Below are 25953 nucleotides of genomic sequence, written 5' to 3'. Positions count from 1 at the left end.
GGCCCGCACCCATGCATGTCATCTTCCGCGAGAGCCACGGGCTGGAGGAGACGGAGACGCCCACCGATCTGGGGCAGAGCCCCGCGGATCTGGTGGTGCTCTCCTTCTCCGACAGCGACCTCGGCGCCTTCGCGGCGGGATGGCACCGGGCGCGGGAGGGCGGCAGTCCGCTGCCGCCGCTGCGGCTCGCGAACCTCGCGGCGCTGAAGCATCCGCTCTCGGTCGACACCTATGTGGAGAACACGCTGGATGGGGCGAAGGGCATCCTGATCCGCCTGATCGGCGGCGTGCCCTACTGGGCCTATGGTCTGCAGCAGGTGCAGGCGCTGGCGCGGCAGAAGGGGATCGCGCTTGCGGTGCTGCCCGCGGACGGGCGCGAGGATGCGCGGCTCGATGAGGTCTCGACCCTGCCGCGTTCCACCCTGCGCCAGCTTGCGCAGCTGTGCGACACCGGCGGGCCGGTCGCGGCGCAGGCGGCGCTGGCCCAGTTGTCGTTGGCCGCGGGGCTCTATGCCGGGCCGGTGCGTGGCGCGAAGGTGCTGCCCATGGTCGGCGGCTGGACGCCGGAGTACGGCGCGGGCTGCCCGGCGGTGGCACTGATGAGGGCGGGGAAGCGGCCGCGCCTGCTCCTCACCTTCTACCGCGCCTTCGTCTCGGCGGCCGATCTCGACCCGATCCGCGCGCTCTTCGCCGCGTTCGAGGCGCGGGGTTTCGCCGTCAGCGCCCTCTTCGCGCCGTCGCTGAAGGCGCCCGAGGCCGCCCGCTGGATGAAGCGGCAGGTCGAGGCGCTGGCCCCCGTCGCGATCGTCAACGCGACCTCCTTCTCGGGCAAGGGGGAGGACGGCACCTCTCCGCTCGACGCGGCCGGCGTGCCGGTGTTCCAGGTGGCGCTCGCGACCTCCACCCGGCAGGCGTGGGCAGAGGCGGAGCGTGGCCTCTCCCCCGCCGATCTCGCCATGCATGTCGTCCTGCCGGAGGTGGACGGCCGCCTCCTCACCGGTGTCGCCTCGTTCAAGGAGCCGGGCACACGCGACCCCGATCTCGAATTCGAGCGCTACGCCCACCGGGCCGAGGCCGCGCGGATCGAGGCCGTCGCCGATCGCGTCGCGGGCTGGGTCAGCCTGCGCGGCGGGGCGAAGCGCCCGGCGCTCGTCCTCTCCACCTATCCCGGCAAGCCGTGGCAGATGGCCCACGCGGTCGGCCTCGACGCGCTGGCCTCCGCCGAAGCCATGCTCACCGATCTGGGCGCGCCGGGCGGAGCGCCGTTGCAGAACGCGCTGACCGAGACGCTGAGCTGGCCGCTGGAGGAATATCGAGCCGCCCTCGCCACCCTGCCGGAGCCCCTGCGCGCCGATCTGGAAGCAGTGTGGGGTGCGCCGGAGCATGATCCAGCGGTGCGCAACGGCGCCATCCACTTCGCCGCGGTCCGCCGGGGCGATGCGCTCGTCGCCCTCCAACCCGAGCGCGGCACGCCGGAGCTGCGCGCGGACGAGTACCACGACCTCGCCCGCACGCCGCGGCACGGCTACGTCGCCTTCTACCTCTGGCTCCGCCACGCGATGGGCTGCGATGCGCTGGTCCATATCGGCGCCCACGGCACGCTCGAATGGCTGCCCGGCAAGTCCGTCGCCCTGTCGGACACCTGCTGGCCCGAGGCGCTGACCGGCCCGCTGCCCGTCATCTATCCCTTCATCGTCAACGATCCCGGCGAGGCGGCGCAGGCCAAGCGGCGCGTCGGCGCGCTGACCCTCGGCCACCTGCCGCCGCCCCTGCGCGAGAGCGGGACGCCCGAACGGCTCGCCCGGCTGGAGGCGCTGCTCGACGAGTTCTCCAACGCCGACGGGCTCGATCCGAAGCGGCGCGACCGGCTGCAGGACGACATCCGCATCGAGGCGCAGGCGGCGGGCGTCGAGGAGGATCTGGGGATCGAGGCGACCTCCTGCCCGGCCGAGGCGATCACCCGGATCGACCGCTTCGTCTGCGATATCAAGGAGAGCCAGTTCGGCGACGGGCTGCATGTCTTCGGCCGCGGGCCGACGGCGAAGTCCGCGCTTGATGCGGCCCCCTCTGCGGCGGCCGAGCGCGCAGCCCTTGCGGATGCGCTGAGCGCCCGCCGCGTCGCCCCCGGCCCCTCCGGCTCACCCTATCGCGGGCGGAGCGACGTGCTGCCGACGGGCCGCAACCTCTTCACCACCGATCCGCGCGCCATCCCGACCCGTGCGGCCTATGCCCAGGGCGTCACGCTGGCCGAGGAGCTGCTGCGCCGCCACGTTCAGGACGAGGGCGACTGGCCGCGCGGCCTGATCGTGGACCTCTGGGGCTCGGCCACGATGCGCACCGCCGGAGAGGAGTTCGCGATGGCGCTCCACCTCCTCGGCGCGAAACCGGTCTGGGACAAGGGCTCCGAGCGGGTCTCGGGCATCGAGATCCTGCCGCTGGCCGAGATCGACCGCCCGCGCATCGACGTGACGCTTCGTGTCTCGGGCCTCTTCCGCGACGTGTTCCCGACGCTGTCCGCACTGTTCTCGCAGGCCGTGCGGGCACTTGCCGCGCGGGACGAGGCGCCGGACTACAACCCCTTCGTCGGGAGGGACGAGGCGCGGGTCTATGGCCCGGCGCCGGGCTCCTACGGGCTGGGGATGGGCGCCACACTTGAGGACTATTCCGACGCGGCGCGCCGCGCGGCGGGCGAAGCCTGGCTCGCCGCCTCCGCCTGGGCGCTCGATGGGCAGGAGCCGCGGCGCGATGCTGAGGGGATCGCGGCGCGGGTGGCCGAGGCGGACGCCTTCGTTCACCTTCAGGATCTGCCGGAGACGGACCTCCTGCTCGCCTCCGACTACGCAGCGCATGAGGCGGGTTTCGCCGCCGCGCAGGCGATCACCGGCGGGCAGGCACGGCTCTACCACGTGGACGCGACCGATCCGGAGCGGCCCCGTGCCCGGCTGCAGGCCGAGGAGATCGCCCGCGTGGTCCATGCGCGCGCGAGCCATCCCGGCTGGCTCGCCGGCATGACGCGGCACGGCTTCCGCGGCGCGGCGGAGATCGCGGCGACGCTCGACCACATGGCCGCCTTTGCGCATCTGGCAGGCAGCGTCGCGCCGCATCTCTTCGACCTCTACCACGACGCGACGCTGGGCGACGCCGAGATCCGCGCCTTCCTCGCCGAGGCCAATCCGGGCGCGCTGGCGGCAATGGAAGAGCGCTTCGCCGCCCTGCTCGACGCGGGGCTGTGGCAGACCCGGCGCAACTCGATCCGCGCCGGGCTGGAGCGGTTGGCATGACCCGGCCCGAGGCGAAGGGCTGGTGCCCCGGCGCGTACCGCCCGATGATGTCGGGCGACGGGCTGATCGTGCGGGTGCGGCCGCTGGTGTCGCGCCTGTCCGCCGAGCAGGTGCTGGGGCTCTGCGCCGCGGCGGAGCGGCACGGCTCCGGCGTCATCGAGGTTACGGGCCGCGCCAACGTCCAGCTCCGCGGTGTGCGGGAGGAGACGCATCCGCCGCTCCTCGATGAGCTGATAGCGCTCGGGCTGCTGGACAGCGATCCGGTGCTGGAGCACCGCCGGAACATCGTCGTGACGCCGTTTTCCACGCAGGGCGACGCGGCGGAGGCGATGGCGCTTGAACTGACGACTCGTCTTGAAGAATTGCCCGAGTTGCCCGCGAAGTTCGGCTTCGCGGTGGATATCGCTGAGGTGCCGGCCGAGCTCTCCGCCGACATCACTATCACGCGGACGATTGGAGGCAGGCTGCTGGTGCTGTGCGCCGGTGCCGAGGGCGGGATCGAGGTGACGCGCAGCAATGCCATCGACACGGTCGTCGCGCTCACCCATCGCTTCGTCGAGACCGGCGGCGTGGCGGCCAAGCGCATGGTCCACCATGTCGCACAGATGGGTGAGGTAGGCACCACCCCACCCCGCCCGTCCGGCCAGCCGCCAGCTATCGGTGATACGCCAAGCGGCGCGCTGATCGGCCTGCCCTTCGGTCAGGTCACGGCGGCGCAACTGCGCGAGCTGATGGAGCTGACCAAACCCGCCGCGATCCGCACGACGCCGTGGCGGATGCTCCTGCTGGAGGGCACCCCAGCCCGCGCCGTCCCCGGCTTCATCACGGAACCCGACGACCCCTTGCTGCGCGTCGACGCCTGCCCCGGTGCGCCCTTCTGCACGTCCGCCACCGTCGAGACGCGCGGCCTCGCCCGCCGCCTTGCCGGCCGCACCACCGGAACCCTCCACGTCTCCGGCTGCGCCAAGGGCTGCGCCCGACCCCGGCCCGCCGATGTCACACTGGTCGGGCGCGACGGTCGTTTCGATCTTGTGCGCGGCCAGCGTCCGTGGGATGCGCCCGAACGGACCGGCCTTACGCCGGGCGAGCTGGACGAGCTTTTCGAGACGCCTTGATGCCATACGCTTACGAGACCGACGGGGCCGCGATCTACGCCGAGTCCTTCGCCACCATCCGGGCGGAGGCGGAGCTCGCCCGCTTCGACCCGCTCGACGAGCAGGTGGCCGTGCGCATGATCCACGCGGCGGGGATGGTGGAGCTCGCACCTCACATCCGCTTCTCCCCCGGCTTCACCGCGGTGGCCCGCGCGGCACTGGAGCAAGGTGCTCCGATCCTCTGCGATGCGCGGATGGTGAGCGAGGGCGTGACACGCAAGCGCCTGCCCGCCGGCAACGAGGTCATCTGCACCCTCCACGCGCCCGGCGTGCCGGAGCTGGCACAGGAGATCGGGAACACCCGCTCCGCCGCAGCGCTGGAGCTGTGGCGGCCGCATCTCGCCGGTGCGCTGGTGGCGATCGGGAACGCGCCGACGGCCCTCTTCCACCTCCTCAACATGCTGGAGGATCCGGACTGTCCGCGTCCGGCGGCGATTATCGGCTGCCCGGTGGGCTTCGTCGGAGCGGCGGAGTCCAAGGCCGCGCTCTGGGCCGATCAGCCGGTGCCCTGCTGCGTCGTAGACGGGCGGCTCGGCGGCAGCGCGATCACGGTCGCCGCGATCAACGCCGTGGCGAGCCGCGCCGAATGAGCACGCTCAAGCATCCGGGCACGATCCACGGCGTCGGCCTCGGCCCCGGCGATGCCGACCTGATGAGCGTCCGCGCCGACCGGCTGGTCCGCGGCGCACGCCATGTCGCCTTCTTCCGCAAGAAGGGCCGCCCCGGTCAGGCCCGGCGGATCGTGGAGGGGATGCTGGCCGAGGGCGCAGTCGAGTTCCCGATGGAGTACCCGGTCACGACCGAGATCCCGCTGCACGACCCCGAATACAACCGCATCCTGTCCGCCTTCTACGCCGAGTGCGCCGCGCATCTGCGCGCGCTGGCGGAGCGCGGTGAGGATGTCGTGGTGCTCTGCGAGGGCGACCCGTTCTTCTACGGCTCCTTCATGCACCTCTACACCCGCCTGTCGCCGGGCGTGCCGGTCGAGGTCGTGCCTGCGATCACCGGCATGTCGGGCGCGTGGACCGCGACGGGGCAGCCCGTGACCTGGGGCGACGACGTGCTGACGGTGCTGATGGGCACCCTCGGCGAGGACGAACTGGTGCGCCATATGGCGAGCGCCGACGCCCTCGTCGTCATGAAGATCGGGCGCAATATCGACAAGGTGCGCCGCGCGCTGGAGCGGGCCGGGCGGCTCTCGGCAGCGTGGCTCGTCGAATACGCCACCATGCCGAACCAGAGCGTGATGCCGCTCACCCAGGCCTGCGAGCGCGTGACGCCCTATTTCTCCATCATCATCGTCCACGGGCAGGGGCGGCGGCCGTGAGCGGCTGGCTCGCCGTCGCGGGGCTCGGCCCCGGCGCGGACGCGCTCGTCACACCCGAGGTGACGGCGGCACTGGCCGAGGCGACCGACGTGATCGGCTACATTCCCTACGTGGCGCGTGTGGCTCCGCGGCCGGGGCTCGAACTGCATCCCAGCGACAATCGGGTGGAGATCGACCGCTCCCGCCATGCGCTGGAGCTTGCGGCGGCGGGTCGGCGGGTCGTCGTCGTCTCCTCCGGCGATCCCGGCGTCTTCGCCATGGCCGCCGCGGTGTTCGAGGCGGTGGAGGCGGGACCGGCGGGCTGGCGCGACCTCGATATCCGCGTGCTGCCCGGCATCACGGCGATGCTGGCGGCGGCAGCCCGGGCGGGCGCGCCGCTGGGCCACGATTTCTGCGCGATCAACCTGTCGGACAACCTCAAACCGTGGGAGTTGATCGAGAAACGGTTGCGCCTCGCCGTCGAGGCGGATTTCGCGATGGCCTTCTACAACCCGCGTTCCAAGGCGCGGCCGGAGGGGTTCGGAAAGGTGTTGGATCTGCTCAAGGAACGCTGCGCCGACACCCGCCCCGTCCTCTTCGCCCGCGCCGTCTCGACACCCGAGGAAACGCTGCGCGTCGTGCCACTGCCCGAGGCGCAGCCCGGGATGGCGGACATGCGCACCATGGTCATCGTCGGCTCCAGCCAGACGCGGGTGATCGCGCGGGATAGTGTGCCCTTTGTCTACACGCCGAGATCGGTGGTGACATGATCGAGCCAGGCGAGGACTTCGGCCACGGTATGCGCCTCGCGCCGGGCCGGCACCGGCGGTCGGGCGATCATGACGATCGGCAGTCCCAGCGCGCGGGCCGCCTCGATCTTGGCCACGGCGCCGGAGCCGCCGGCATTCTTCGCCACGATGCGCTCGATGCGATGCTCCCGCAGCAGGACGATGTCGCCTTCGGTCTTGAACGGTCCGCGGGAGATCACGGCGTGGTGCTTCGGCAGCGGGATCGGCTGCTCCGGCGGATCGACGAGCCGCAACAGGTAGTCGTGCTGCGGCTGCGCAGCGAAGGCGGCGAGGTGCATCCGGCCCACGGCGAGCATCACGCGCTGCGGCGGTCCGGCGAGGGCCTCGACGGCGGCGGGCAGATCCGCAACCTCGGTCCAGCGGTCGCCTTCGGTGGACTGCCAGGGCGGGCGGGTGAGCGCGATCAGCGGCACGCCGGCCGCCGCGCAGGCCGCTACGGCATTGCCGCTCATCTGCGCGGCGAAGGGATGGGTCGCGTCCACGACCTCGGTGATCGCATGCTCGGTGAGGTAGCGCGTCAGCCCCTCCGTCCCGCCGAAGCCGCCGACGCGCACTGGAACGGCCTGCGGCGCGGGTCGTGCGACGCGGCCCGCGTAGGAGAGCGTCGCCGGAATGCCGCGCGCCGCCACCGCGTCGCAGAGCGCGCGGGCTTCGGTCGTACCGCCAAGGATGAGAACGTGTCGCGTCATGGATGATCCCTGGCTCACTCTTATCGGGCTCGGCGAGGACGGGCCACAGGGTTTGACATCCACCGCGCGCGAGGCGCTGGAAGCGGCGGAGGTCGTGATGGGCCCGCCCCGCCACCTGGCGCTGCTGCCGGAGCTCGCAGCCGAGCGGATCGAATGGCCGGTGCCGTTCGTGGACGGGCTGCCGCTGCTGGTGGCGCAACGCGGGCGGCGGGCGGTGATGCTCGTCTCCGGCGATCCGTTCTGGTTCGGCGCAGGGCGCGCGGTGGCGCGGACGCTGGAGCGCGGCGAGTGGCGCGCGCTGCCGGGGCCGTCGACCTTCTCCCACGCGGCCGCCCGGCTCGGCTGGCCCTTGGAGGACACGCCCTGCCTCGGCCTGCATGCCGCGCCGCTGACACGGCTTCGGCCCCATCTGGCGCCGGGCCAGCGGGCCCTGGTGCTGCTGCGCGACGGAGCGGCGGTGGCCGAGCTGACCGCCTGGCTGACAGAGCTGGGGTTCGGGGAGAGCACGCTGCACATCCTTGAAGCGCTCGGCGGCCCGCGGGAGCGGGTGCGAAGCACAACGGCCGCAGCCTTGACGCTGACCGACATCGCGCACCCCGTTGCCGTGGGTCTGGAGGTGGCCGGCGACGGGATCGCTATCCCCGCCGCCTCCGGCCGTCCCGACGCGCTGTTCGAGAGCGATGGGCAACTCACGCGCCGTCCCGTGCGAGCGCTGACGCTCTCCGCCCTCGCGCCGCAGCCCGGGGAGCATCTGTGGGACATCGGCCTCGGCGCGGGGTCCATAGCGATCGAGTGGCTCATGTCGCACCCCGCCTGCACCGCCACGGGGATCGAGGCCGACCCCGAGCGCGCCGCCCGTGCCCGACGCAACGCCGATGCCCTCGGCGTCGACCGGCTCCGGATCGTGCAAGGACGCGCGCCGGACGCGCTGCGAGACCTGCCGAAGCCGGACGCGGTCTTCATCGGCGGTGGCCTCAGCGAGGAGATGCTGCGCCACCTCTGGACCACGCTCCCGCCCAGCACCCGCCTCGTCGCCAACGCCGTGACGCTGGAGAGTGAGGCGCTGCTCACCCGCTGGCAATCGGAGGTCGGCGGCGAGCTGATGCACATCGCCCTGTCCAACGTCACGCCCGTCGGCGGCAAGCGCGCCTGGAAAGCCGCCTACCCCATCGTCCAGTGGAGCGTGACCCGATGATCGTAGCCGGCTTCGGATTTCGCGGGGCGGCGACGCGGGCCTCGCTGGAGCAGGCGCTCGCAGCGGCGGGCGGGCCGCCTATCGACCTGCTCGCGGCCCCGGAGGACAAGGCGGACGCCGCCTGCCTCACCGACCTCGCTGCCGCATTAGGCCTGCCGGTGTGCAGCATCGACGCCGCGACGCTCGCGGCCATCGACACACCGACGCAGGCCGAGCGCGTGCTGGCAGCCCGCGGCACCGGCAGCGTGGCGGAGGCCGCGGCACTGGCCGCCGCTGGTCCTGGCGCAACGCTCATCAGCGCCCGCCGGATCTCCGCCGACCGGCTCGCCACCTGCGCCATCGCTTCAGGAGACCCCAGATGACCGTTCACTTCATCGGCGCCGGGCCCGGCGCACCGGACCTTCTGACGCTGCGCGGGCGCGACTTGATCGCGTCCTGCCCTGTCTGCCTCTATGCCGGATCGCTGGTGCCCGAGGAGATCCTCGCCCACTGCCCCGCCGACGCGCGGATCGTGAACACGGCACCGCTCGACCTCGACGCCATCGTGGCGGAGTGCAAGGCGGCGACCGAGGCCGGGCAGGACGTCGCCCGGCTCCACTCCGGCGACCTCTCCGTCTGGTCCGCGATGGGCGAGCAACTGCGCCGCCTGCGGGCCGAAGGCATCCCGGTGTCAGTGACGCCCGGCGTGCCCTCGTTCGCCGCCGCGGCGGCCGCGCTGGGGGCGGAACTCACGCTGCCCGGCCTCGCGCAATCGGTGGTGCTGACGCGCACGCCGGGCCGCGCCTCCCGCATGCCGGAGGGGGAGAGCCTGACGAACTTCGCGGCGACGGGGGCGACGCTCGCCATTCATCTGTCGATCCACAACCTCGCGACCGTCGTCGCCGACCTGACGCCCGCCTACGGTGCCGACTGTCCGGTGGCCGTCGTCTACCGCGCGACCTGGCCCGATCAGCGGATCGTGCGGGCGACGCTCGCGACCATCGAGGGCGCCATGGATGCGGGCATCGAGCGGACCGCCCTGATCCTCGTGGGCCCAGCGCTGAGCGGCGAAGGCTTCGACGAGAGCTGCCTCTACGCCCCCGACTACGACCGCCGGTTCCGGCCGCGCAGCGCGACGGGGGCGAGCGATGCGTAACCCGCCGGGCCTCCTCGTCTCGGCCCCCGGCTCGGGGACGGGCAAGACGACGGTGATGCTGGGCCTCCTCCGCGCCTTGGCGGAGGACGGCCTCACTGTGCAGCCGTTCAAGAGCGGGCCGGACTACATCGACCCCGCCTTCCACCGCGCGGCGGCGGGCCGGGACTCGTTCAACCTCGACACCTGGTCGATGATGCCCGGCCTGCTCGACACCATCGCGGGTGCGGCTCAGGCCGCGGATATCGTGGTCGCGGAAGGGTCCATGGGCCTCTATGACGGCGTCGCGACGGACGGGGAGACCGGGCGCGGCTCCAGCGCGGAGCTTGCCCTGCGCATGGGATGGCCCGTGGTGCTGGTCCTCGATGTCGGCGGGCAGGCACAGTCGGCGGCCGCCGTCGCACTCGGCTTTCAGCGCTACCACCCCGAACTGCCCTTCGCCGGCGTCATCCTCAACCGCGTCGCGAGCCCGCGGCACGAGCGGCTGATCCGGCTGGGGATGGAGGAGGCGGGCCTCACCGTGCTCGGCGCCCTGCCGCGGCGCGGCGACCTCACGCTGCCCGAGCGGCATCTCGGCCTGATCCAGGCGGTGGAGCATCCGGAGCTCGACGCCGCGATCGAGACCTATGCGACTTTCCTGCGCGAGCATGTCGACCTCGCCGCGATCCGTGCGGCAGCGACGGGCGGTGACCGGGCGCTGACCGCAGGCACGCTCCCGAAGCCACCGGCCCAGCGGATCGCGCTGGCTCAGGATGCGGCGTTCTCCTTCACCTATCCGCATCTCTTGGAGGGCTGGCGGCAGGCGGGGGCGGAGCTCCTGCCCTTCTCCCCCCTCGCCGACGAAGCGCCAGACGCGCAGGCCGATCTCGTCTGGCTGCCCGGCGGCTATCCGGAGCTCCACGCCGGACGGCTCGCCGCTGCCACGACCTTCCGCGCCGCGCTGCGCAGCCATGCCGAGACGAAGCCCGTCCATGGCGAGTGCGGCGGCTACATGGCGATGGGTGCGGCGCTGATCGACAAGGAGGGCGTGCGGCACGAGATGGCGGGGCTGCTCGGCCTCGTCACCAGCTACGAGAAGCGCAAGTTCCATCTCGGCTACCGTCACGCGACACTGCAGGCGCCGCTGCCGGGCTTCGCCGCCGGAGCGACGCTGCGCGGTCATGAGTTCCACTACTCCACCATCCTCGACCAGCCCGACGCGCCGCTGGCCGAGGTGCGGGATGCGAACGGCGACGTGGTGCCCGAGACCGGCTCCCGCCGCGGGCAGGCCACCGGCACCTTCTTCCACCTGATCGCCGAGGCGACGTCGTGAGCGGGTTCGTGAGCTTCGTGGGCTCCGGCCCCGGCGATCCGGAGCTTCTGACGCTGAAGGCCGTGGACCGGATGAAGCGGGCCGACGCGATCCTGTTCGACGACCTCTCCTCGGGGCCGATTCTGGCCCACGCGCGGGCGGGGGCCGACCTCGTGGGCGTGGGCAAGCGGGCGGGCCGCCCCTCGCCCAAGCAGGATCATGTGAGCCGCCTGCTCGTCGAGTATGCCTCCACCGGCATCCGGGTGGTGCGCCTGAAATCGGGCGATCCCGGCGTCTTCGGCCGGTTGGAGGAGGAGATCGTGGCGGTGCGCGCCGCGGGCATCCCGTTCGAGATCGTGCCCGGCGTCACCTCGGCCACCGCCGCGGTCGCCGCCGCCGGCATCCCGCTGACCCGCCGCCTCACCGCGCGGCGGGTGCAGTTCGTCACCGGCCACGACGTGATGGGCCGGCTGCCCGACGACGTGAACGTGCAGGCGCTCGCCGATCCGAATGCGACCACCGTAGTCTTCATGCCCAAGCGGACCTTCCCGGCGCTCGCGCAGCTTCTCTTCGAAGCGGGGCTCCCCGAAAACGTGCCCGCCCTGCTGGCCGAGAACGTCAGCCACCACGACCAGAAGCTCACCCGGCTCAGTGTCGTGGAGCTTGCCCGGCGGCTGGGCGAGGAGATGTCGGAAGTGCCCGCCCTCATCCTCTTCGGTTCGCTCGCGGACGGCTAGATCCTGCGTCAACCTGTCCATCCGCTGCTTGACCGGGCCTTCCGATGGGCCTTAACTGATCTCGCTTCTGGTGCCCCGATCCGCATGGACCGGGGTGAAACGGGAAGCCGGTAGACCGCCCTGCGGTCGAAGCCGGCGCTGCCCCCGCAACGGTATGCGAGAAGACCGAGGCCAAGAGCCACTGTGCACACGCATGGGAAGGCGGCCCAGGTGGAGAGACACTCGCGAGCCCGGAGACCGGCCAGAGGTGTGCGGCACGCGTCGCGCTGGTTGAAACAAACGCTGCACGGGGTGTTGCAGCACCGAAAGGACAACATCATGCACATCGAACCCGGCGTCGTGGACGGCGCGAAACTGGCGCTCAGCTATGCGACCGCGGCAGGGGCGGCCGCCTATACCGGCAAGCTGGCCGTGGACTGGCTGAAGGAGCGTTCGCTCGTCTCGCTGGCAGGGGCGACCGCGGCCTCCAGCCTCGCCGTCTTCTTCTTTTTCGAGGTTCTGCCTAAGTTTCCCGTCGGCGTGTCGGAGGTGCATTTCATCCTCGGCTCCACGCTGTTCCTGATCTTCGGCGCTCTGCCCGCCGCGCTGGGTCTGGCGATCGGGCTGCTGGCGCAGGGGCTGCTCTTCGCGCCCATCGACCTGCCGCAATACTTCATGAACGTGACCACGCTGCTGGTGCCGCTCTTCGCCGTGCAGGCGCTGGCGAAGCGCATCATCGCGCCGCACACCGCCTATGTGGACCTGAAGTACGGCCAGGCGCTGGCGCTCTCGACCGCCTATCAGGGCGGTGTCGTGACCTGGGTGGCCTTCTGGGCCCTCTACGGTCAGGGCTTCGGGGCGGAGAACCTAATGGCCATCGGCACCTTCGGTGTCGCCTACATGCTGGTCATCATCGTGGAGCCGCTGGCCGACCTCGCCGTGCTGGCGGGCGCGAAGGCCGCGCGGAACCTGGAGCGGAGCGGTCTTCTGACGCCGCGCCTCTACTCCGCGGCCTGAGCCGGGCCATGCGCTCCCGAGGGGCCGCATCGCCGGCCCCTTTTTGCTGTCTGGACGCATCATGATCGACCTCTTCCTCGTCGGCATCGGCACCGGAGATCCGGAGCATCTGACCCTCGGCGCCATTCGCACGCTGGAGGGCGCGGACCTGATCCTGCTGCCGCGCAAGGGGGGCGAGAAGGCGGACCTGCTCGACCTGCGCAAGACGATCTGCACCGATGTCCTGCGCGCATCCGTGCGGGTCGCCGAGTTCGACATGCCGGTCCGCGATGCCTCGGGCACCTATCTCGACGGGGTAAACTCGTGGCACGACGCCATCGCCGCGGAGTGGACCCGGCAGATCGAGGCGCACCTGCCCGGCGGCTCCGGTCGCGTGGCGCTGATGGTCTGGGGCGACCCGTCGCTTTATGACAGCACGCTGCGTATCGCGGAGCGGCTGTCGGCGGCGGGGACCCAGGTTCGCACCCATGTCGTGCCGGGGATCACGAGCCTCCAGCTGCTGACGGCGGCCCATGCAATCCCGCTCAACACGCTCGGCGGCCCGGTCACGATCACCACCGGCCGCAAGCTGCGCGAGGGCGGATGGCCCTCGGGGGCGGAACGGATGGCGGTGATGCTCGACGGCGACTGCGCGTTTCTGGAGCTGCCGCGGGACGGCCTGCACATCTGGTGGGGCGCCTATCTGGGCATGGCGCAGCAGATCCTCGACGCCGGGGCGGTGGCCGAGTGCGGCGCCCGGATCCGGGAGGCACGCGGCACGGCCCGCGCCGAGCACGGCTGGATCATGGACACCTACCTGCTCGAATACCGCTAGGCGGCGGGACCCGCCACACGCCGCCGCGACATGCGGCGCGTCAGCCTTTGCCGCCGGACGAAAGCCGCGATGAACACCGCCGTCAGGATCAGCACGATCGTCGGCGCCGGGGCGGAGTCGAGGAAGAAGCTCGCGTAAGTTCCCAGCAGCATCGAGCCCATGCAGACGAGCACCGACACCCACAGCATCGTCGCGAAGCGTCGGACCAGCAGGAACGCGATCGCACCCGGCGCGATCAGCAGGCCGATGGCGAGGATCAGCCCCGCGGCTGCGAGCGTCGCCACGATGGTCAGCGACAGTGCTGCCAGCAGCCCGTAATGCAGCCAGTTCACCCGCAGCCCCGACGCCTGCGCCTGCGCCGGATCGAAGCTGTGGAGCACCAGATCCTTCCACTTCAGGAGCAGCGCCGCCCCCACGCCCAGCGAGATCAGCCCGGCGGTCAGCAGCTCATGCGGCTCCACCCCCAGCATGTTGCCGAACAGGATGTGGTCGAGATGCGCATTCGTCTCGACCGAGACGTAAAGCACGATCCCCACCCCGAACATGCCGGAGAAGACGACGCCCATCACCGTGTCCTGCTTGACCCGGCTGTTGGTGGCGAGATAGCCGGTCGCCAGCGCACAGGTCATGCCCGCGGCGAAGGCGCCAAGGATCAGCGGGAACCCCAGGATGTAGGCGAGCACGATGCCCGGCAGCACCGCGTGGCTGACCGCATCGCCCATCAACGCCCAGCCCTTCATCACGAGAAAGCAGGACAAGAGCGCCGTGGGCACCGACACGATCATCGAGATGTAGAAGGCGTTCTGCATGAACGGGAAGCGGAACGGCATCATCAGCGTCTCAAGGTCCATCAGAGCGCCTCCTCCGGCCGTCCCACGGGTTCCTCGGGGCCGCTCCGCAGCGCTGCGTCGGCCCTGCGCCGGGCCGCGAGCAGGCCATGTTTCGGCGCGAAGACGAACGCGATCAGGAACACCAGCGTCTGCAACGTCACGATGATCCCGCCCGTGGCCCCGTCGAGGAAGTAGCTGATGTAGGCGCCGGTGAAGCTGGTCAGCGACCCGATGGCGACCGAGGTCGCGATCAGCCGCGGGAAGCGATCGCAGAGCAGGTACGCCGTCGCCCCTGGCGTCACCACCATCGCGATGACGAGGAACGCGCCCACCGTCTGCATCGCCGCAACGACCGAGGCGGACAGCAGCAGAAAGAACACCGCCTTCAGAAGCTGCGGACGCAGGCCGATGGTCCGCGCGTGGTTCTCGTCGAAAAAGGTGACCATCAGGTCCTTCCACTTCGCGAGCAGCACCGCCAGCGAGACGAAGCCGATGATGGCGAGCTGCAGCGTATCCTCCGGCGTGATGGCGAGGATGTTGCCCATCGTGATCGTCTGGATCGAGATCGAGACCGGGTTCACCGACGCGATAAAGAGCCCGAGCCCGAAGAACGAGGTGAAGATCAGCCCGATGATCACATCGACCTTCAGCCCCGACCGCTCCGACAGGAACAGCATCGCGCCCGCGGCGAGCCCCCCGGCGATGAAGGCGCCCAGCGCGAAGGGCAGACCCAGCAGGTAGGCGCCCGCCACCCCCGGCACGACGGAATGGGCGAGCGCGTCGCCGATCAGGCTCCACCCCTTCAGCATCAGGTAGGCCGACAGGAACGCGCACACCCCTCCCACGAGGGCGGAGACCCACATGGCGTTGGTCATGTAGCCATAGGTGAACGGCTCCAAGAGGACGCTCACGGATCGTCCCTCCGCTGCGTCTTCTCCCCGTACTGGACGAAGGGGCGCTCGTCGTCGGTGAAGATCGTGACCTCGCGCTCGTCCTCGTCGTCGTGCAGGGTCGCGCCGCCGATAGTAAAGTGGCGCAGGACGCCACCAAAAGCCGCCTCCAGGTTCTCCCGCGTGAAGGTCGTTTCGGTCGGGCCGTAGTTCAGCACGGTGCCCTTCACGAGGACCGTGCGGTCGCAGAACTCTGGCACGGAACCGAGATTGTGGGTGGAGACGAGCATCACCCGCCCCTCGTCGCGCAGCTCCCGCAGCAGGGCCACGATCTGCTCCTCGGTCTTCACGTCGACGCCGGTGAACGGCTCGTCGAGCAGGATCACCTGCCCGTCCTGAGCGAGGCTGCGGGCGAGGAACACCCGCTTGCGCTGGCCGCCCGACAGCTCGCCGATCTGGCGCTTGCGGTAGTCCTGCATGTTGACCCGCTGCAGCGCCTGCGCGACTGCGGCGTGGTCCTTCGCCGAAGGGCGGCGCAGGAAGCCCATATGGCCGTAGCGGCCCATCATCACCACGTCCTCGACCAGCACCGGGAAGGCCCAGTCCACGTCCTCCGACTGCGGCACGTAAGCGACGAGGTTGCGGGCCAGCGCCTCCTTCACGCCGAGGCCGAGGATCTCAATCCGGCCTTTCGCGGCTGGAACGAAACCCATGATCGCCTTGAAGAGGGTCGACTTGCCGGCGCCGTTCACACCCACCAGCGCGGTGACCGTGCCGCGCGGGATCTGGAAGCTGGCATTCCACAGCGCCGTGTGGCCGTTGCGGTAGGTCACCGTGACGTCGCGCGCGGCAAGGCCCGTGCCCGCCGCCTCCGCCCTGTCCCGCCTGTCGGCCCGGGAATCCAGCATCTCGTCCCTCTCCTTCAACCGGGGTGGCCCGGTACGGCAGAACCCGCGGCATCGCGCGCCGCGGGTCCGGTCTTCATGTCATCCGTCGCTCAGTTGGTGGCCGTGGCCAGCCCCTCGGCAACGGTCGTGGAGGTTACGCGCAACAGGTCGAGATAGGTCGGCACCGGCCCATCCTCCGTACTCAGCGAATCCACGTAGAGCACCCCGCCATAGCGCGCGCCGGTCTCCCGCGCGACCTGCTCCGCCGGGGCGGTGTTCACGGTGCTCTCGCAGAAAACCACCTCGATATCGTTCTCGTTCACCCCGTCGATCACGGCGCGGACCTGCTGCGGCGTGCCCACCTGATCGGCGTTCATCGGCCAGAGGTAGAGCTCCTGCATGCCGAAGTCGCGGGCGAGGTAGCTGAAGGCGCCCTCGCAGGTCACCAGCCAGCGGCGATCCTCCGGAATGGTGGCGACGATCTCGCGCAGCGGCTCGATGGTGGCGCGCAGCTCGTCCTTGTAGGCCTCGGCATTGGCCGCATAGATCTCGGCATTCTCCGGATCGTGTTCGGAGAACGCGGCGACGATGTTGTCGATGTAGACAATCGCGTTGTCGAGGCCCATCCAGGCATGCGGGTTCGGCAGGCCTTCATAGCTGCCCGAGGCGATCGGGATCGGGTCGATGCCCTCGCTCAGCGTGGCCGACGGGATGTCGCCGAGATTGGCGAGGAACTGCTCGAACCACAGCTCCAGGTTCATGCCGTTCCACAGGATCAGGTCGGCTTCGGAAGCCCGCACGATGTCCTGCGGCGTCGGCTCGTAGCCGTGGATCTCCGCCCCCGGCCGGGTGACCGAGACGACGTCCGCCGCCTCCCCCGCCACGTTCGAGGCCATGTCGGCCAGCACCGTGAAGGTCGTGACCACGGTCAGACGGTCGTCGTCGGCTTGTGCGCCCGTCGCGAAGGCCGCGCTCAGGGCGGCGATGGCGGTGGCGGTCAGAAGTCGGCGGGGCATCGGGGTCTCCTGCAAAAACGGGTCCTGTGGCATCTGTAAATGCAAATCACTCTCAATAGTCAAGCCGTGTTGCGAGTGGTTCTCATTTACGGCTCTGCATCTGCGTAGATAGAACCTGCCCGCCCGTCGGAAAGGGCCATGCGACATGCGGACCTCAAATCTTCGCGGGGCCGTGGGGCGCGCGCCGGAAGCCCTTCGTTAACCTTGTCTTCCCGCCCGGCGATGACCATCCTTGCCGCCGAGGAGGACCGCGCATGAGCCGTGACACCAGGGGCCTGCGCCATGCGCGCGAGGTCGAGACCCATCTCGGCTGGCTCGACAGCTTCACTTCCGCGGCACTCGGCGTGCTGGCGGTCGCCTCGGGCATCTACACCTATCTGGGCGTGCGCGGCCTGCTCGACGACGGCGGCGCGCTGTCGCTGTTCGCGGCCGTCGCCTACAGCGCCGCGGTCTCGACCGGCATCTTCGTGTTCTGGTCCTACCTGATGCGCCTGCTGCCCGCGATGCGGACGGCGGCGACGCGGATGTGGCTGGTCCTCGCCATGGTGGTCGGCTCCGGCGCGATCGTCGCCATGTCCTCCTGGCTCAACGCCGCCGCGCTGGCGGGGTCGGCGGCGGTGGAGCAGCACCTCGCGCGCACCGTGCAGGACTACCAGGCGTCGCTGGAGCGCGCCCACGAGATCACGCTGCAGGGCCAGGCGCTCGGCCTCGATGTGGGGCGCACGCGGCAGAGCTTCGAAGACCTGTCGCAGCAGGAGGCGGGCGGTGGCCTCTCCGGCCTCGCAGGGCGTGGCGCGGTGTTCCGCGTCCTCACCCAGAAATCCGACGAGCTCGGCGCGCTCGAGGAGCTGATCGCCGCGCAGGAAGCCCCTGTCGCCGCCGCCTTCGCCGAGGGCAACGCCATCCTCAGCCGGATGCGCGCGCTGACCGTTGCGCCCGGCCCGGTGGAGGATCGCGCCGTCGAGTTCTCCGAGGAATCGGTGCGTCTCGCCGGCGTCATCACCGAACTGCGCCAGCTGTCCGTCGCGCCCCTGGTGGACCGCGCGGCCCGCGACCTCGCGCAATCGGTGGTGCTGCCCCGCCTCGATGCGGGCGACGCCGGCGGGCAGGCCGCGCAGCAGGCCACAATCACTTCGCTCCTGGAAGTGCTGGCCCAGCGGGCTGAAACCCTGCAGGCGGCCGCCTCCGAAGTGCTCGCCCTCGAACCGGCGGCCGAGGTCGTCTACACGCCGATCTCCACCGCCGACGCGGTCATCCGCTACGCGCGCAACTTCGCGCCCTCCTGGGCCGGGGCCATCGCGATCGACCTCCTGCCCGCCGTGCTGGTCCTGATCGTCGCCGTCGCCCAAGCCGCCATCCGCGCGGGCCGCGACCCGGCCGAGCCCGAGGATGCGATGACCGTCGCCGAGCTACGCGCCGCGGTCCTCGCCCTGCGAGAGGTCGAGGCGGCGGAGCTCAGCAGTCCCCCGGCGCCCACCTACCGCGACGAGCCGCCGTTGCCGCATCCGGGCCGCGAGGCCGCCGAATGAGCGACGCGCCGGACCGGCATCCCAACGCCACCCGGCGCACGCTGCGTTGGCTGCTCGGCGCGCAACTGATGCTGGCCGGGCTGCTGATCCTGGTGGAGATCGCCCCGACAATCCCGCGGCTGCTGGCGCCGTCGTCCCTGCCGGAGCTCGACCTGCCGACGCGGCCCGGCGACCAGACCCGGCGCTACCGACCGCGCAATCCCTCCAACCCGGGGCCGGGCATCGACCCCGACATGCCGCGCCGCCTGCTCGCCGAAGAGATCACGGTGGACGGCCGCCCCGCCCTGCAACTGCGCGGCGCGATCTCGCCGGGCGACGGCGCGCGGATCGTCGAGGAGCTCCGGCGGCTGGAGCCCGACCTCGTGACCCTCGAGAGCCCTGGCGGCAGCGTCTCCGACGCGCTGGAGATCGGCCGCACCATCCGCGGGATTGGGGCCGAGACCCGGCTCGCGGACGCGAGCATCTGCCTCTCCGCCTGCCCCTACATCTTCGCAGGCGGCACCGCGCGGCAGATCGCGGACAGCGCCCGCCTCGGCGTCCACCAGCACAGCTTCGGCGAGTCGACCATCCTGCCCGCCTTCCTCGCGGTCGAGGATGTGCAGCGCGGGCAGGCCGGCGTCCTCGCCTATCTCGACGATATGGGGGTCGACCTCAGGATCATGGGCCCGGCCATGGCCACCCCGGCGGACGAGATCTACATCCTAACACCCGACGAGCTGACCGACTGGAACGTCGTGACGCAGTGAGGTCGCGATGCACGCTTGCCTGCTCCCCTCCGCAGGCCTATAAATCCAACAGATTTCATCGGAATTGGCCGCCAGCATTTGCCAGCCCTCGCCAAGAGGAGCTGACCTGTGCCGCACCTTCACCCAAGCACCCGCCGCTGACATGGACGGCGCCCTTCAGCCCGCCAGCGACATTCTCTCGCAAGGCGGCGTCACGATCTGGATCATCGCGGCCCTCTCGATCCTCACCGCGGCCCTGATCCTGTGGAAGCTGATCCGCTTCGCCCGCAGCGGCGCTTGGGCCGGGGCGACGACGGAGCAGGCGGTGCAGCTCTGGATCGGAGGAGAGCCGGAGGCAGCACAGCAGCTCCTCGCCAACCGCCCCGCCCTCCGCACCCGGCTCGCCACCGCCGCGATGGCCGCCCGGATGAACCCCGCCTTCTCCCCCGACGACGCGCGGGAGGAGACGGAGCGTGTCGCCCGCGCCGCCCTGATGGAGGCCCGCTCCGGCCTCCGCGCGCTGGAGCTGATCGCCACCATCGCGCCACTCCTCGGCCTGCTCGGCACCGTGCTCGGCATGATCGCCGCGTTCCAGGCGTTGCAGGAGGCGGGCACCCGCGCCGATCCCGCAGCCCTCGCCGGTGGCATCTGGGAGGCTCTGCTGACCACCGCCGCCGGGATGGCCGTGGCGATCCCGGCCTCCATGACGCTCACCTGGTTCGAGAGCATCGTGGAGCGGGTGCAGTCGGATATGGAGGATGCGGCGACCCGCATCTTCACCCACACGCCGCCCCGCCTCGCCACGCTCCGGGCGGCGGAGTGATGTTCGCCTTCGCCGCACCACGCATCCGGCGCAAGCCGAGCCTCACGCCAATGATCGACGTGGTGTTCCTGCTGCTCGTCTTCTTCATGCTCGCGGCCCGCTTCGGTATCGACAGCGCGATCCCGCTCACCCTCGGCGGCACGGCGGGGGAGCGCTACTCCGGCCCGCCCCGCCTGATCGACGTGCTGCCGGGGGGGCAACGGCTGAACGGGCGGCCGGTGGAGGGAGACGAGCTGGGCGCCGAGCTCCACCGCCTCACCGACGCGCCGAGTGACACGATCGTGCTCCGCCCGCGCGACGAAGCACCGTTGCAGCGGATCGTGGAGGTCATGGAGATGCTCTCCACCGCCGGCTTCGACACGCTCGTCCTGGTCGAATAGCGATGCGGTTCCGATGCTCTGCGAAACGCTCCCGTGCCGAGAGCGTCGTGCCGATGATCAACGTCGTATTCCTGCTGCTGATCTTCTTCCTGATGACCGCGCAGATCGCCCCTCCGCCCCCGCTCGAAGTCGAACTCCCCTCGTCAGACAGTGACGAGGCGGCGGAGGGTCCCGCCACGCTCTACCTCGCCGCCGACGGCACCCTGGCCTTCCGAGAGGCGCGCGGCGACGCGGTCTTTGCGACCCTTGCCGCCGAACCTCCCGAGACCCTCCTCATCCGCGCCGACGCCGCCGTCCCCGCCGCCCGCATCGCCGAACTCCTGCCGCGCCTCGCTGCGGTCGGCATCACGGAAACTGCAATCGTAACGACCCGCTGACAAAACAACGCAGCTCCCGGGCGCTTCCCGGGCCGACCTGATGCCGGCTGGGGCAGCAGACTTCCGGCGAAACCCTAACGCAGAATACTGGAGGGAGTGGTGCCGCTGAAGGGACTCGAACCCCCGACCCCATCATTACGAATGACGTGCTCTACCAGCTGAGCTACAGCGGCGACGGAGGCCTGATTAGCGATTGCCGGGCGGGCGTGCAAGGGCAATCAGGCGGTTTTCGCGGCCTCTTCGCGCGGGCGATCGGCCATGGCCTCCTGACCGGCGAGATCGGTGCTGTCCTCGGCGGCCACCGTGTCGATCACCGTCTCGTCGCGGGGCTGCACCACCGGCTCCGCTGGTTCGGGCTCCGGCTCCGCGACCACCTCCGCTTCGTCCTCGGGCTCGGCTTCCGGCGCGCTGTCGAGCAGCATGCCGCTGACCACCGGCAGCATCGCGCCGGCCGCGGCCTGCGTCGTCGGGCTCTCGGGGAGGTCGAGCCAGTCGATCGTGTCGAAGCTGTCGCAATTCGAGCAGACGGCGGACCAGTGGGGGTGCACCGTGCGGCAGGTGTTGCAGGTCCATTGCGGGCCGCGCGGCGCGGTAAGCGCCTTGGCGAGCCAGCCGCGAACCACCTTGTCCTCGGCCCCTTCGCCGCGCTCGATCGCCGCCATGATGGCGAGCGCCCGCGTTGTGGGCTCGACCTGCGCGAGGTCGCCCATCGCGCGCCGGGCCGCCGGAAAGTCCTCGTCGGCAATGGCGAGCTCGGCGCGGAGCATCCGCGTCTCCGCATGTTCGGGCTGCGCCTTGAGGAACGGGTCGAAGCGGGAGCGGCGGGCCGAAGGCGTCTCCTCAGACTCCAGCTCGGCAAAGGCGGCGGCGAGCTCCGGATGCGGGGCGAGCTTCCACGTCTTCAGGAGCGCGCGTTGTGCGGCCCGCGGGCTGTTCTGGTGCTGATGGACCTTGGCCACCGCCACCGCCGCGGGCACGTGGCCGGGCGCGAGGCGGTGCGCCTCGACCGCCGCGTCCTTCGCCGTGTCGTAATCGTCCTTGGCGAGCGCATCCTGTGCGGCCGCGAGGTTCAGGATCGCGTCGCGGCGCTGGGCCACGTCCTTGGGCAGAGCGCCGGTGCGGACCTGCTGCGCCAGCGTGCGCCGCGCGCCGTCCCAGCGTTCCTGCTCCGCCTGCAGGGTGAAGAGTGTGGACTGCAGTCCCTGGTGCTTCGGCTTCAGGTCGAACGCCTTCTCCGCGAGCTTCAGCGCCGTCTCCGTCTCACCCTTCGCGAGCCGCTGGCGCATCAGGCCGTGCACACCGACGAAGCGGGTGCGCTGATCGCCGAGCATCGCCTTGTACTGCTCCTCGGCGGCGAGCCGGTCGCCCGCCTCCTCCGCTGCCTGTGCGGTCACGAGTTGCGTCAGCTCCGGCCGGTCGAGCAGGCGGTCGGCCTTGCGCGCCTTTGCCAGCGCCCCACGCCCGTCGCCCGAGGCGTTCAGCATCATGGCATCCGCGAGCGCCATGAAACCCCGCCGCTCCCGCGAGCGGTCGAAGAAGCGCGACAGCGCCGTCTCGTCCCCGGTGATGAAGCGCAACAGCGCGATTAGGAACCCGGCGAGCTGCTGGATGACGACGAAGGCGATCATCGCAAGGACCAGCAGTACCAGCACCTCGATCGGGGCGAAGGGATATTCGCGCCCGCCCAGCGTGACGGTGAGCCCGCCGTCCTGATCCATCACGGCGATGACGCCGAAGGCGGCCGCCGTGACCAGGGCGACGAACAGGACGATCTTCAAGAGCGACCAGAGCATGTTTTCCCGTTCCTCCCGGATCAGTTCACGGCGTCGAGGCGTTCGACCAGCATGCGGTAGCCACCCAGCGCCTGCGCGCGGGCCTGAAGCTGGCCGAACCAGGTCTGAAGCTCCGCGGCGGCGGGCGGCGGCAGGGCGCTTGCCTCCTCCAGTGCGGCGTCGAGATTGCCCTCGCGCAGCCGCGCCTCGACCCGTGACAGGATGGCATCGGCGCCGTCGCCCTCGATCTCCACCAGCGAGCGGCCCGAGACGCGAGAGCGGAAGAAGGCCGACGCACTGCCGAACACGCCGTCCTCCTCGCTCGCGGCGACGTCTGCGCGCACGGCGGCGCGGGCGGGTTCGGCGAAGCCCGCGACGAGCTGCGCCTGCGTGGGCACGCCGGTCTCCGCATGGGCGGCCAGGCCCTCTGGCACCTCGGCAAGTTCCGCGATCCCGGCGAGTGCATCGGCATAGGGCTCACCGGTGTCGAGCGCGCCGGCAATGGCAATCATGTCGGTCTGCTCGGAGGCGCGGGCCACTTCGGCTTCCGCCTCCGCCCGAGCCGTCGCGATCTGCTCCTCGGCCTCGCGCACCTGGCGTTCGGCGGTGGCAGCGACCTCGTCGATGCGCTGGTTCAGCTCACCGTTCTGCGCGGCGATCCGGTCGAGCTCGGCCCGAAGGCCCGCAAGACGCACGTCGAAGGCGCCGATCTGCTCGGCATTCGCGCCGACCACGCCCAGCTCGCCCTCGGCCAGCCCGCTGATCTGCTCCTGAAGGGCTGCAAGCTCGCCCGCCAGCCCATCAAGGCGGACCTCCACCTGGCCGAGCCGCGCCTCGATCGCCTCGCTATCGGCAGCGGCCACCTGGTCGGAGACCTCCTGCACCCGCGTCGTCAGCGCCGTGATGTTGTCGGCGGTCAGCGCCTCGCTCTCGGCGACCGCACCGTCGATCTGGGCGGTGACGCCCGCCGGGGTGAGGCCGGTGTCGAGCGCGTCGATCCGCGCGTTCAGCCGCGCCTCCATATCCTCGACCTGCATCTGGGCGGCACGACGGCCGGGGGTCAGCCATTCGGCGACCGGCTCCATGCCCGCGGGCAGGTGGGGCGCTACGCGTGGCCCGCCCCAAAGCACCAGCACGCCACCCGCGGCCAGCAGGAACAGCCAGAACAGGATCCGCCCGGCGACGGAGCCGCCCTCGTCATGGTCATGCTCGTCGACATACTCCTCGGACGGCTCCGCCGCCTCATGCACCGGCGGCTCGTAATCCGGACTCGACGGATCGGAGGTTGACCGCGCATGGATGTTCGCCGCGGCTCCGCCCCAGGACGCGACGACGGGGGCGACGCGCGCGTCGCTCTCCTCAGGCGTCTCGGCCTCATCGGGTATTTCGGCCTCATGGGGCGTCTCGTCGTCCCGCAGCTCGCCCTCGGCGACGGTCTCGTCGTCCGCCTTCACCTCGTCTTCGGGCGTCTCCGGCTCCGAATCGGCCTCGACCCTCGGCGCGTCCTCCTGAGCGACAACCTCCGCATCCTCCACCGAATCCTCGCGAGGCGGCGCGGCATCCTCTCCCTGAAGGGTTTCAGGGGCTTCCGCGTTCTCTGTCTCGTCGGGGCGTTTCGGATCTGACATTGCGTTTCTGCTTTCCGTTGGGCGGTCACGACCAATAGTAGAAGCTAGCCTTGCGGCTTCTTATGCCAAGTTGTCGCGGAGTGTGCGCCGCTGCGGCGCAGCAGGGCAAGCATACCTTCGGCGGTCGGTTCTTCGGAAATGGCCGCCGCGCGGCGCGGCAGGCCCTCCAGCGGAGCCAGTGCGGCGGCACTGATCGCGAAGTGGGTGAGGGCGGCGAGGTCCCAGCCCGGCGCGATAGCCTCCCGGAACAGGAGCGCGGCCCGCGGCGAGAAATGCGCCACCGCGCTGATCGCGCCCGATGCAAGGCTCTGCGCTGCCTCATCTGTCAGCGGCACGCTCTCGGCAGTGTAGAGCGCCACCCGCGCGACCTCCAACTCCGGCAGCGCCACCACGAGGTCCCCCGCTAGATGCGCCCCCGAGACATGCAGAAGCGGTTCCTCCGGCGGCGCCGCGCGCAACGTCTCCGCCAGCTCCTCCTGCGTCCGCCCGCCGAAGGTCGCGTCGAGCCCCGCCTCCCGCGCCCGCTCCGTCGTCCGCTGACCCACGCACCAGGCGGGCAGGGCGGGGCCACAGGCGGCCTGCCACGCCTCGACCCCGTTCTGCGAGGTGAAGATCAGCCCCCGCGCGTCCGGCAACCCCTCCGGCAACTCATGAAAGACGATCCGGCTGAGCGGGGAGATCACGGCCTCCCATCCCTCCGGCAACCGCGCGGCAAAGGCCTTCGCCTGCCGTTCGGGCCGGGTCAGGAGCAGCTTAGTCAAGAAAGCCGGGTCCTGCGCGCCGCTTCAGCTCCCGCCCGGCCTCGGCGGCCATCTCCACAGCCTCCGCTGCACCGGCCGTCCACCGATCCCGATGCACGGTGCTGCCATCGGGCTTCAGGATCTCGCCGCGCAGCTCCACCGCGCTATCCACCAGCCGTGCCAGCCCGCCGATCGGCGTGCGGCAAGACCCGTCGAGCTCGGCGAGAAACGCCCGCTCCGCCCGCACGCACAGCGCCGTGTCGTCATCGTTCAGGGGCGCCAGCAGCCCGTCCAGATCCTCATCCGCCCGCTGTTCGAGGGAGATCGCCCCCTGCGCCACCGCAGGCAGCATCTCGTCGACCTCGATCGGGTTCATCAGATCCGGCGTGCCGAGCCGCACCAGCCCCGCGCAGGCGAGCAGCGTCGCCTCCGCCAGCCCGGCGTCGAGCTTGGCCAGCCGCGTCTGCACGTTGCCGCGGAACTCCACGAACTGCAGATCGGGCCGCTTCTCTGCCATCTGTGCCCGCCGCCGGATCGAGGAGCAGCCGACCACCGCCCCTTCCGGCAAATCCGCCAGCGACCCGTGCTTGCGCGAAATGAAGCTGTCGCGCACGTCCTCCCGCGGCAGGAAGGTGGTCAAAGCGAGCCCCTCCGGCAGCACGTTCGCCACGTCCTTCGTCGAATGGACCGCGATGTCGATCCGCCGGTCGAGCAGCGCCGCCTCGATCTCCTTGGTGAAAAGGCCCTTGCCCCCGATCTCGCTCAGCGGCCGGTCCTGCACCGCGTCGCCGGTGGTCTGGATCACGGTTATCGCGAAGGCGTCCTCGGGCATATCATGCGCCGCCATCAGGCGCGCGCGCACCTCGTGGGCCTGGGCAAGAGCGAGGGGAGAGCCGCGGGTGCCGATCTTGAGCGGCCGGTCTGGGGAGTAGGTCATGCCCCACCCATAGAC

The 25953-nt window shown here is 70.9% G+C and carries 26 protein-coding genes, 1 tRNA gene and 1 riboswitch; of the genes, 17 read left to right on the top strand and 10 right to left on the bottom strand.

The window, feature by feature from the left end:
* The first annotated feature begins 11 nt into the window (after positions 1 to 11).
* From cobN to cobJ, 5 genes are read left to right on the top strand one after another with little or no spacing between them, the layout of a single operon-like run.
* Positions 12 to 3281: a cobaltochelatase subunit CobN gene (gene cobN / locus I0K15_RS06405; RefSeq protein WP_196104566.1), complete on the top strand. Its 3270-nt coding sequence runs from the start codon at positions 12 to 14 to the stop codon at positions 3279 to 3281.
* On the top strand, positions 3278 to 4396 hold the full coding sequence (gene cobG, locus I0K15_RS06400) for a precorrin-3B synthase (protein ID WP_196104565.1): 1119 nt from the start codon (positions 3278 to 3280) through the stop codon (positions 4394 to 4396). The genes cobN and cobG overlap by 4 nt, the downstream gene beginning before the upstream one ends.
* On the top strand, positions 4396 to 5025 hold the full coding sequence (locus I0K15_RS06395; RefSeq protein WP_196104564.1) for a precorrin-8X methylmutase: 630 nt from the start codon (positions 4396 to 4398) through the stop codon (positions 5023 to 5025). Before cobG ends, I0K15_RS06395 begins: the two co-directional genes overlap by 1 nt.
* Positions 5022 to 5762 (top strand): precorrin-2 C(20)-methyltransferase, encoded by a 741-nt coding sequence (locus I0K15_RS06390; RefSeq protein WP_196104563.1) that lies wholly within the window; start codon positions 5022 to 5024, stop codon positions 5760 to 5762. Before I0K15_RS06395 ends, I0K15_RS06390 begins: the two co-directional genes overlap by 4 nt.
* Entirely contained in the window at positions 5759 to 6511 is a 753-nt protein-coding gene (gene cobJ, locus I0K15_RS06385) for a precorrin-3B C(17)-methyltransferase (protein ID WP_196104562.1), read from the top strand. Before I0K15_RS06390 ends, cobJ begins: the two co-directional genes overlap by 4 nt.
* Here the strand turns inward: cobJ and I0K15_RS06380 are convergent.
* On the bottom strand, positions 6484 to 7239 hold the full coding sequence (locus tag I0K15_RS06380; protein WP_196104561.1) for a cobalt-precorrin-6A reductase: 756 nt from the start codon (positions 7237 to 7239) through the stop codon (positions 6484 to 6486). The genes cobJ and I0K15_RS06380 overlap by 28 nt on opposite strands.
* On the opposite strand from I0K15_RS06380, the gene cbiE reads away from it, so the two are divergent.
* From cbiE to cobF, 7 genes are all read left to right on the top strand, one after another.
* Entirely contained in the window at positions 7238 to 8434 is a 1197-nt protein-coding gene (gene cbiE, locus I0K15_RS06375; protein ID WP_196104560.1) for a precorrin-6y C5,15-methyltransferase (decarboxylating) subunit CbiE, read from the top strand. The two genes, I0K15_RS06380 and cbiE, sit on opposite strands and share 2 nt — an antisense overlap.
* Positions 8431 to 8796, top strand: a complete 366-nt coding sequence (locus tag I0K15_RS06370; protein ID WP_196104559.1) for a cobalamin biosynthesis protein — start codon at positions 8431 to 8433, stop codon at positions 8794 to 8796. The genes cbiE and I0K15_RS06370 overlap by 4 nt, the downstream gene beginning before the upstream one ends.
* Entirely contained in the window at positions 8793 to 9569 is a 777-nt protein-coding gene (gene cobM / locus I0K15_RS06365) for a precorrin-4 C(11)-methyltransferase (RefSeq protein ID WP_196104558.1), read from the top strand. The genes I0K15_RS06370 and cobM overlap by 4 nt, the downstream gene beginning before the upstream one ends.
* Positions 9562 to 10878, top strand: a complete 1317-nt coding sequence (locus tag I0K15_RS06360; RefSeq protein ID WP_196104557.1) for a cobyrinic acid a,c-diamide synthase CobB — start codon at positions 9562 to 9564, stop codon at positions 10876 to 10878. The genes cobM and I0K15_RS06360 overlap by 8 nt, the downstream gene beginning before the upstream one ends.
* Positions 10875 to 11594, top strand: coding sequence for a uroporphyrinogen-III C-methyltransferase (gene cobA / locus I0K15_RS06355; RefSeq protein WP_196104556.1), 720 nt, complete (start codon positions 10875 to 10877; stop codon positions 11592 to 11594). The genes I0K15_RS06360 and cobA overlap by 4 nt, the downstream gene beginning before the upstream one ends.
* A gap of 51 nt (positions 11595 to 11645) precedes the next feature.
* Positions 11646 to 11854, top strand: a riboswitch (cobalamin riboswitch).
* Between the two features lie 58 nt (positions 11855 to 11912).
* The gene (locus tag I0K15_RS06350) at positions 11913 to 12590 is read left to right on the top strand and encodes an energy-coupling factor ABC transporter permease (RefSeq protein ID WP_196104555.1); all 678 of its coding nucleotides are present in this window, start codon (positions 11913 to 11915) and stop codon (positions 12588 to 12590) included.
* A 61-nt stretch (positions 12591 to 12651) separates the two neighbouring features.
* Positions 12652 to 13404, top strand: coding sequence for a precorrin-6A synthase (deacetylating) (gene cobF, locus I0K15_RS06345; RefSeq protein WP_196104554.1), 753 nt, complete (start codon positions 12652 to 12654; stop codon positions 13402 to 13404).
* Here the strand turns inward: cobF and I0K15_RS06340 are convergent.
* From I0K15_RS06340 to I0K15_RS06325, 4 genes are all read right to left on the bottom strand, one after another.
* On the bottom strand, positions 13401 to 14255 hold the full coding sequence (locus I0K15_RS06340) for a metal ABC transporter permease (RefSeq protein ID WP_196104553.1): 855 nt from the start codon (positions 14253 to 14255) through the stop codon (positions 13401 to 13403). The genes cobF and I0K15_RS06340 overlap by 4 nt on opposite strands.
* Positions 14255 to 15145, bottom strand: a complete 891-nt coding sequence (locus I0K15_RS06335; RefSeq protein WP_196104552.1) for a metal ABC transporter permease — start codon at positions 15143 to 15145, stop codon at positions 14255 to 14257. Before I0K15_RS06335 ends, I0K15_RS06340 begins: the two co-directional genes overlap by 1 nt.
* Complete coding sequence (locus I0K15_RS06330; RefSeq protein WP_196104551.1) at positions 15142 to 16032, bottom strand: manganese/iron ABC transporter ATP-binding protein; 891 nt, start codon at positions 16030 to 16032, stop codon at positions 15142 to 15144. Before I0K15_RS06330 ends, I0K15_RS06335 begins: the two co-directional genes overlap by 4 nt.
* 89 nt (positions 16033 to 16121) lie before the next feature.
* Positions 16122 to 17027 (bottom strand): metal ABC transporter substrate-binding protein, encoded by a 906-nt coding sequence (locus I0K15_RS06325; RefSeq protein ID WP_196104550.1) that lies wholly within the window; start codon positions 17025 to 17027, stop codon positions 16122 to 16124.
* 254 nt (positions 17028 to 17281) lie between these two features.
* On the opposite strand from I0K15_RS06325, the gene I0K15_RS06320 reads away from it, so the two are divergent.
* From I0K15_RS06320 to I0K15_RS06300, 5 genes are all read left to right on the top strand, one after another.
* Positions 17282 to 18556: a hypothetical protein gene (locus I0K15_RS06320; protein ID WP_196104549.1), complete on the top strand. Its 1275-nt coding sequence runs from the start codon at positions 17282 to 17284 to the stop codon at positions 18554 to 18556.
* Positions 18553 to 19302: a COG3904 family protein gene (locus I0K15_RS06315; RefSeq protein WP_196104548.1), complete on the top strand. Its 750-nt coding sequence runs from the start codon at positions 18553 to 18555 to the stop codon at positions 19300 to 19302. The genes I0K15_RS06320 and I0K15_RS06315 overlap by 4 nt, the downstream gene beginning before the upstream one ends.
* A gap of 142 nt (positions 19303 to 19444) precedes the next feature.
* A complete protein-coding gene (locus I0K15_RS06310; protein ID WP_196104547.1) occupies positions 19445 to 20104 on the top strand; it encodes a MotA/TolQ/ExbB proton channel family protein in 660 nt (219 codons plus the stop codon).
* Complete coding sequence (locus I0K15_RS06305; protein ID WP_196104546.1) at positions 20104 to 20484, top strand: ExbD/TolR family protein; 381 nt, start codon at positions 20104 to 20106, stop codon at positions 20482 to 20484. Before I0K15_RS06310 ends, I0K15_RS06305 begins: the two co-directional genes overlap by 1 nt.
* Positions 20485 to 20537: 53 nt before the next feature.
* Positions 20538 to 20861 (top strand): ExbD/TolR family protein, encoded by a 324-nt coding sequence (locus I0K15_RS06300; protein ID WP_230374313.1) that lies wholly within the window; start codon positions 20538 to 20540, stop codon positions 20859 to 20861.
* Between the two features lie 97 nt (positions 20862 to 20958).
* Here I0K15_RS06300 and I0K15_RS06295 read toward each other — a convergent pair.
* From I0K15_RS06295 to hemC, 5 genes are all read right to left on the bottom strand, one after another.
* Positions 20959 to 21034: transfer RNA gene (locus tag I0K15_RS06295), tRNA-Thr, on the bottom strand.
* Between the two features lie 45 nt (positions 21035 to 21079).
* Positions 21080 to 22654, bottom strand: coding sequence for a heme biosynthesis protein HemY (locus tag I0K15_RS06290; protein ID WP_196104544.1), 1575 nt, complete (start codon positions 22652 to 22654; stop codon positions 21080 to 21082).
* A 20-nt stretch (positions 22655 to 22674) separates the two neighbouring features.
* Entirely contained in the window at positions 22675 to 24261 is a 1587-nt protein-coding gene (locus tag I0K15_RS06285) for a COG4223 family protein (RefSeq protein ID WP_196104543.1), read from the bottom strand.
* A gap of 44 nt (positions 24262 to 24305) precedes the next feature.
* Entirely contained in the window at positions 24306 to 25022 is a 717-nt protein-coding gene (locus I0K15_RS06280) for a uroporphyrinogen-III synthase (RefSeq protein ID WP_196104542.1), read from the bottom strand.
* Positions 25015 to 25938 carry a hydroxymethylbilane synthase gene (gene hemC, locus I0K15_RS06275; RefSeq protein ID WP_196104541.1) on the bottom strand — a complete coding sequence of 308 codons (924 nt, stop codon included), beginning with the start codon at positions 25936 to 25938 and terminating at the stop codon, positions 25015 to 25017. Before hemC ends, I0K15_RS06280 begins: the two co-directional genes overlap by 8 nt.
* Positions 25939 to 25953 lie beyond the last annotated feature (15 nt).

Origin of the sequence: Pontivivens ytuae (assembly GCF_015679265.1) — a bacterium.
GTDB classification, from domain to species: Bacteria; Pseudomonadota; Alphaproteobacteria; order Rhodobacterales; family Rhodobacteraceae; genus Pontivivens; species Pontivivens ytuae.
This window is presented reverse-complemented; position numbering and strand designations above follow the sequence as displayed.

Bases quoted from the DNA above. Each gene is read 5' to 3' on its own strand.
- cobN (WP_196104566.1), top strand. From the start codon at position 12: ATGCATGTCATCTTCCGCGAGAGCCACGGGCTGGAGGAGACGGAGACG.
- cobG (WP_196104565.1), top strand. From the start codon at position 3,278: ATGACCCGGCCCGAGGCGAAGGGCTGGTGCCCCGGCGCGTACCGCCCG.
- I0K15_RS06395 (WP_196104564.1), top strand. From the start codon at position 4,396: ATGCCATACGCTTACGAGACCGACGGGGCCGCGATCTACGCCGAGTCC.
- I0K15_RS06390 (WP_196104563.1), top strand. From the start codon at position 5,022: ATGAGCACGCTCAAGCATCCGGGCACGATCCACGGCGTCGGCCTCGGC.
- cbiE (WP_196104560.1), top strand. From the start codon at position 7,238: ATGGATGATCCCTGGCTCACTCTTATCGGGCTCGGCGAGGACGGGCCA.
- I0K15_RS06380 (WP_196104561.1), bottom strand. From the start codon at position 7,239: ATGACGCGACACGTTCTCATCCTTGGCGGTACGACCGAAGCCCGCGCG.
- I0K15_RS06370 (WP_196104559.1), top strand. From the start codon at position 8,431: ATGATCGTAGCCGGCTTCGGATTTCGCGGGGCGGCGACGCGGGCCTCG.
- cobM (WP_196104558.1), top strand. From the start codon at position 8,793: ATGACCGTTCACTTCATCGGCGCCGGGCCCGGCGCACCGGACCTTCTG.
- I0K15_RS06360 (WP_196104557.1), top strand. From the start codon at position 9,562: ATGCGTAACCCGCCGGGCCTCCTCGTCTCGGCCCCCGGCTCGGGGACG.
- I0K15_RS06350 (WP_196104555.1), top strand. From the start codon at position 11,913: ATGCACATCGAACCCGGCGTCGTGGACGGCGCGAAACTGGCGCTCAGC.
- cobF (WP_196104554.1), top strand. From the start codon at position 12,652: ATGATCGACCTCTTCCTCGTCGGCATCGGCACCGGAGATCCGGAGCAT.
- I0K15_RS06340 (WP_196104553.1), bottom strand. From the start codon at position 14,255: ATGGACCTTGAGACGCTGATGATGCCGTTCCGCTTCCCGTTCATGCAG.
- I0K15_RS06330 (WP_196104551.1), bottom strand. From the start codon at position 16,032: ATGCTGGATTCCCGGGCCGACAGGCGGGACAGGGCGGAGGCGGCGGGC.
- I0K15_RS06325 (WP_196104550.1), bottom strand. From the start codon at position 17,027: ATGCCCCGCCGACTTCTGACCGCCACCGCCATCGCCGCCCTGAGCGCG.
- I0K15_RS06320 (WP_196104549.1), top strand. From the start codon at position 17,282: ATGAGCCGTGACACCAGGGGCCTGCGCCATGCGCGCGAGGTCGAGACC.
- I0K15_RS06315 (WP_196104548.1), top strand. From the start codon at position 18,553: ATGAGCGACGCGCCGGACCGGCATCCCAACGCCACCCGGCGCACGCTG.
- I0K15_RS06310 (WP_196104547.1), top strand. From the start codon at position 19,445: ATGGACGGCGCCCTTCAGCCCGCCAGCGACATTCTCTCGCAAGGCGGC.
- I0K15_RS06305 (WP_196104546.1), top strand. From the start codon at position 20,104: ATGTTCGCCTTCGCCGCACCACGCATCCGGCGCAAGCCGAGCCTCACG.
- I0K15_RS06300 (WP_230374313.1), top strand. From the start codon at position 20,538: ATGATCAACGTCGTATTCCTGCTGCTGATCTTCTTCCTGATGACCGCG.
- I0K15_RS06290 (WP_196104544.1), bottom strand. From the start codon at position 22,654: ATGCTCTGGTCGCTCTTGAAGATCGTCCTGTTCGTCGCCCTGGTCACG.
- I0K15_RS06285 (WP_196104543.1), bottom strand. From the start codon at position 24,261: ATGTCAGATCCGAAACGCCCCGACGAGACAGAGAACGCGGAAGCCCCT.
- hemC (WP_196104541.1), bottom strand. From the start codon at position 25,938: ATGACCTACTCCCCAGACCGGCCGCTCAAGATCGGCACCCGCGGCTCT.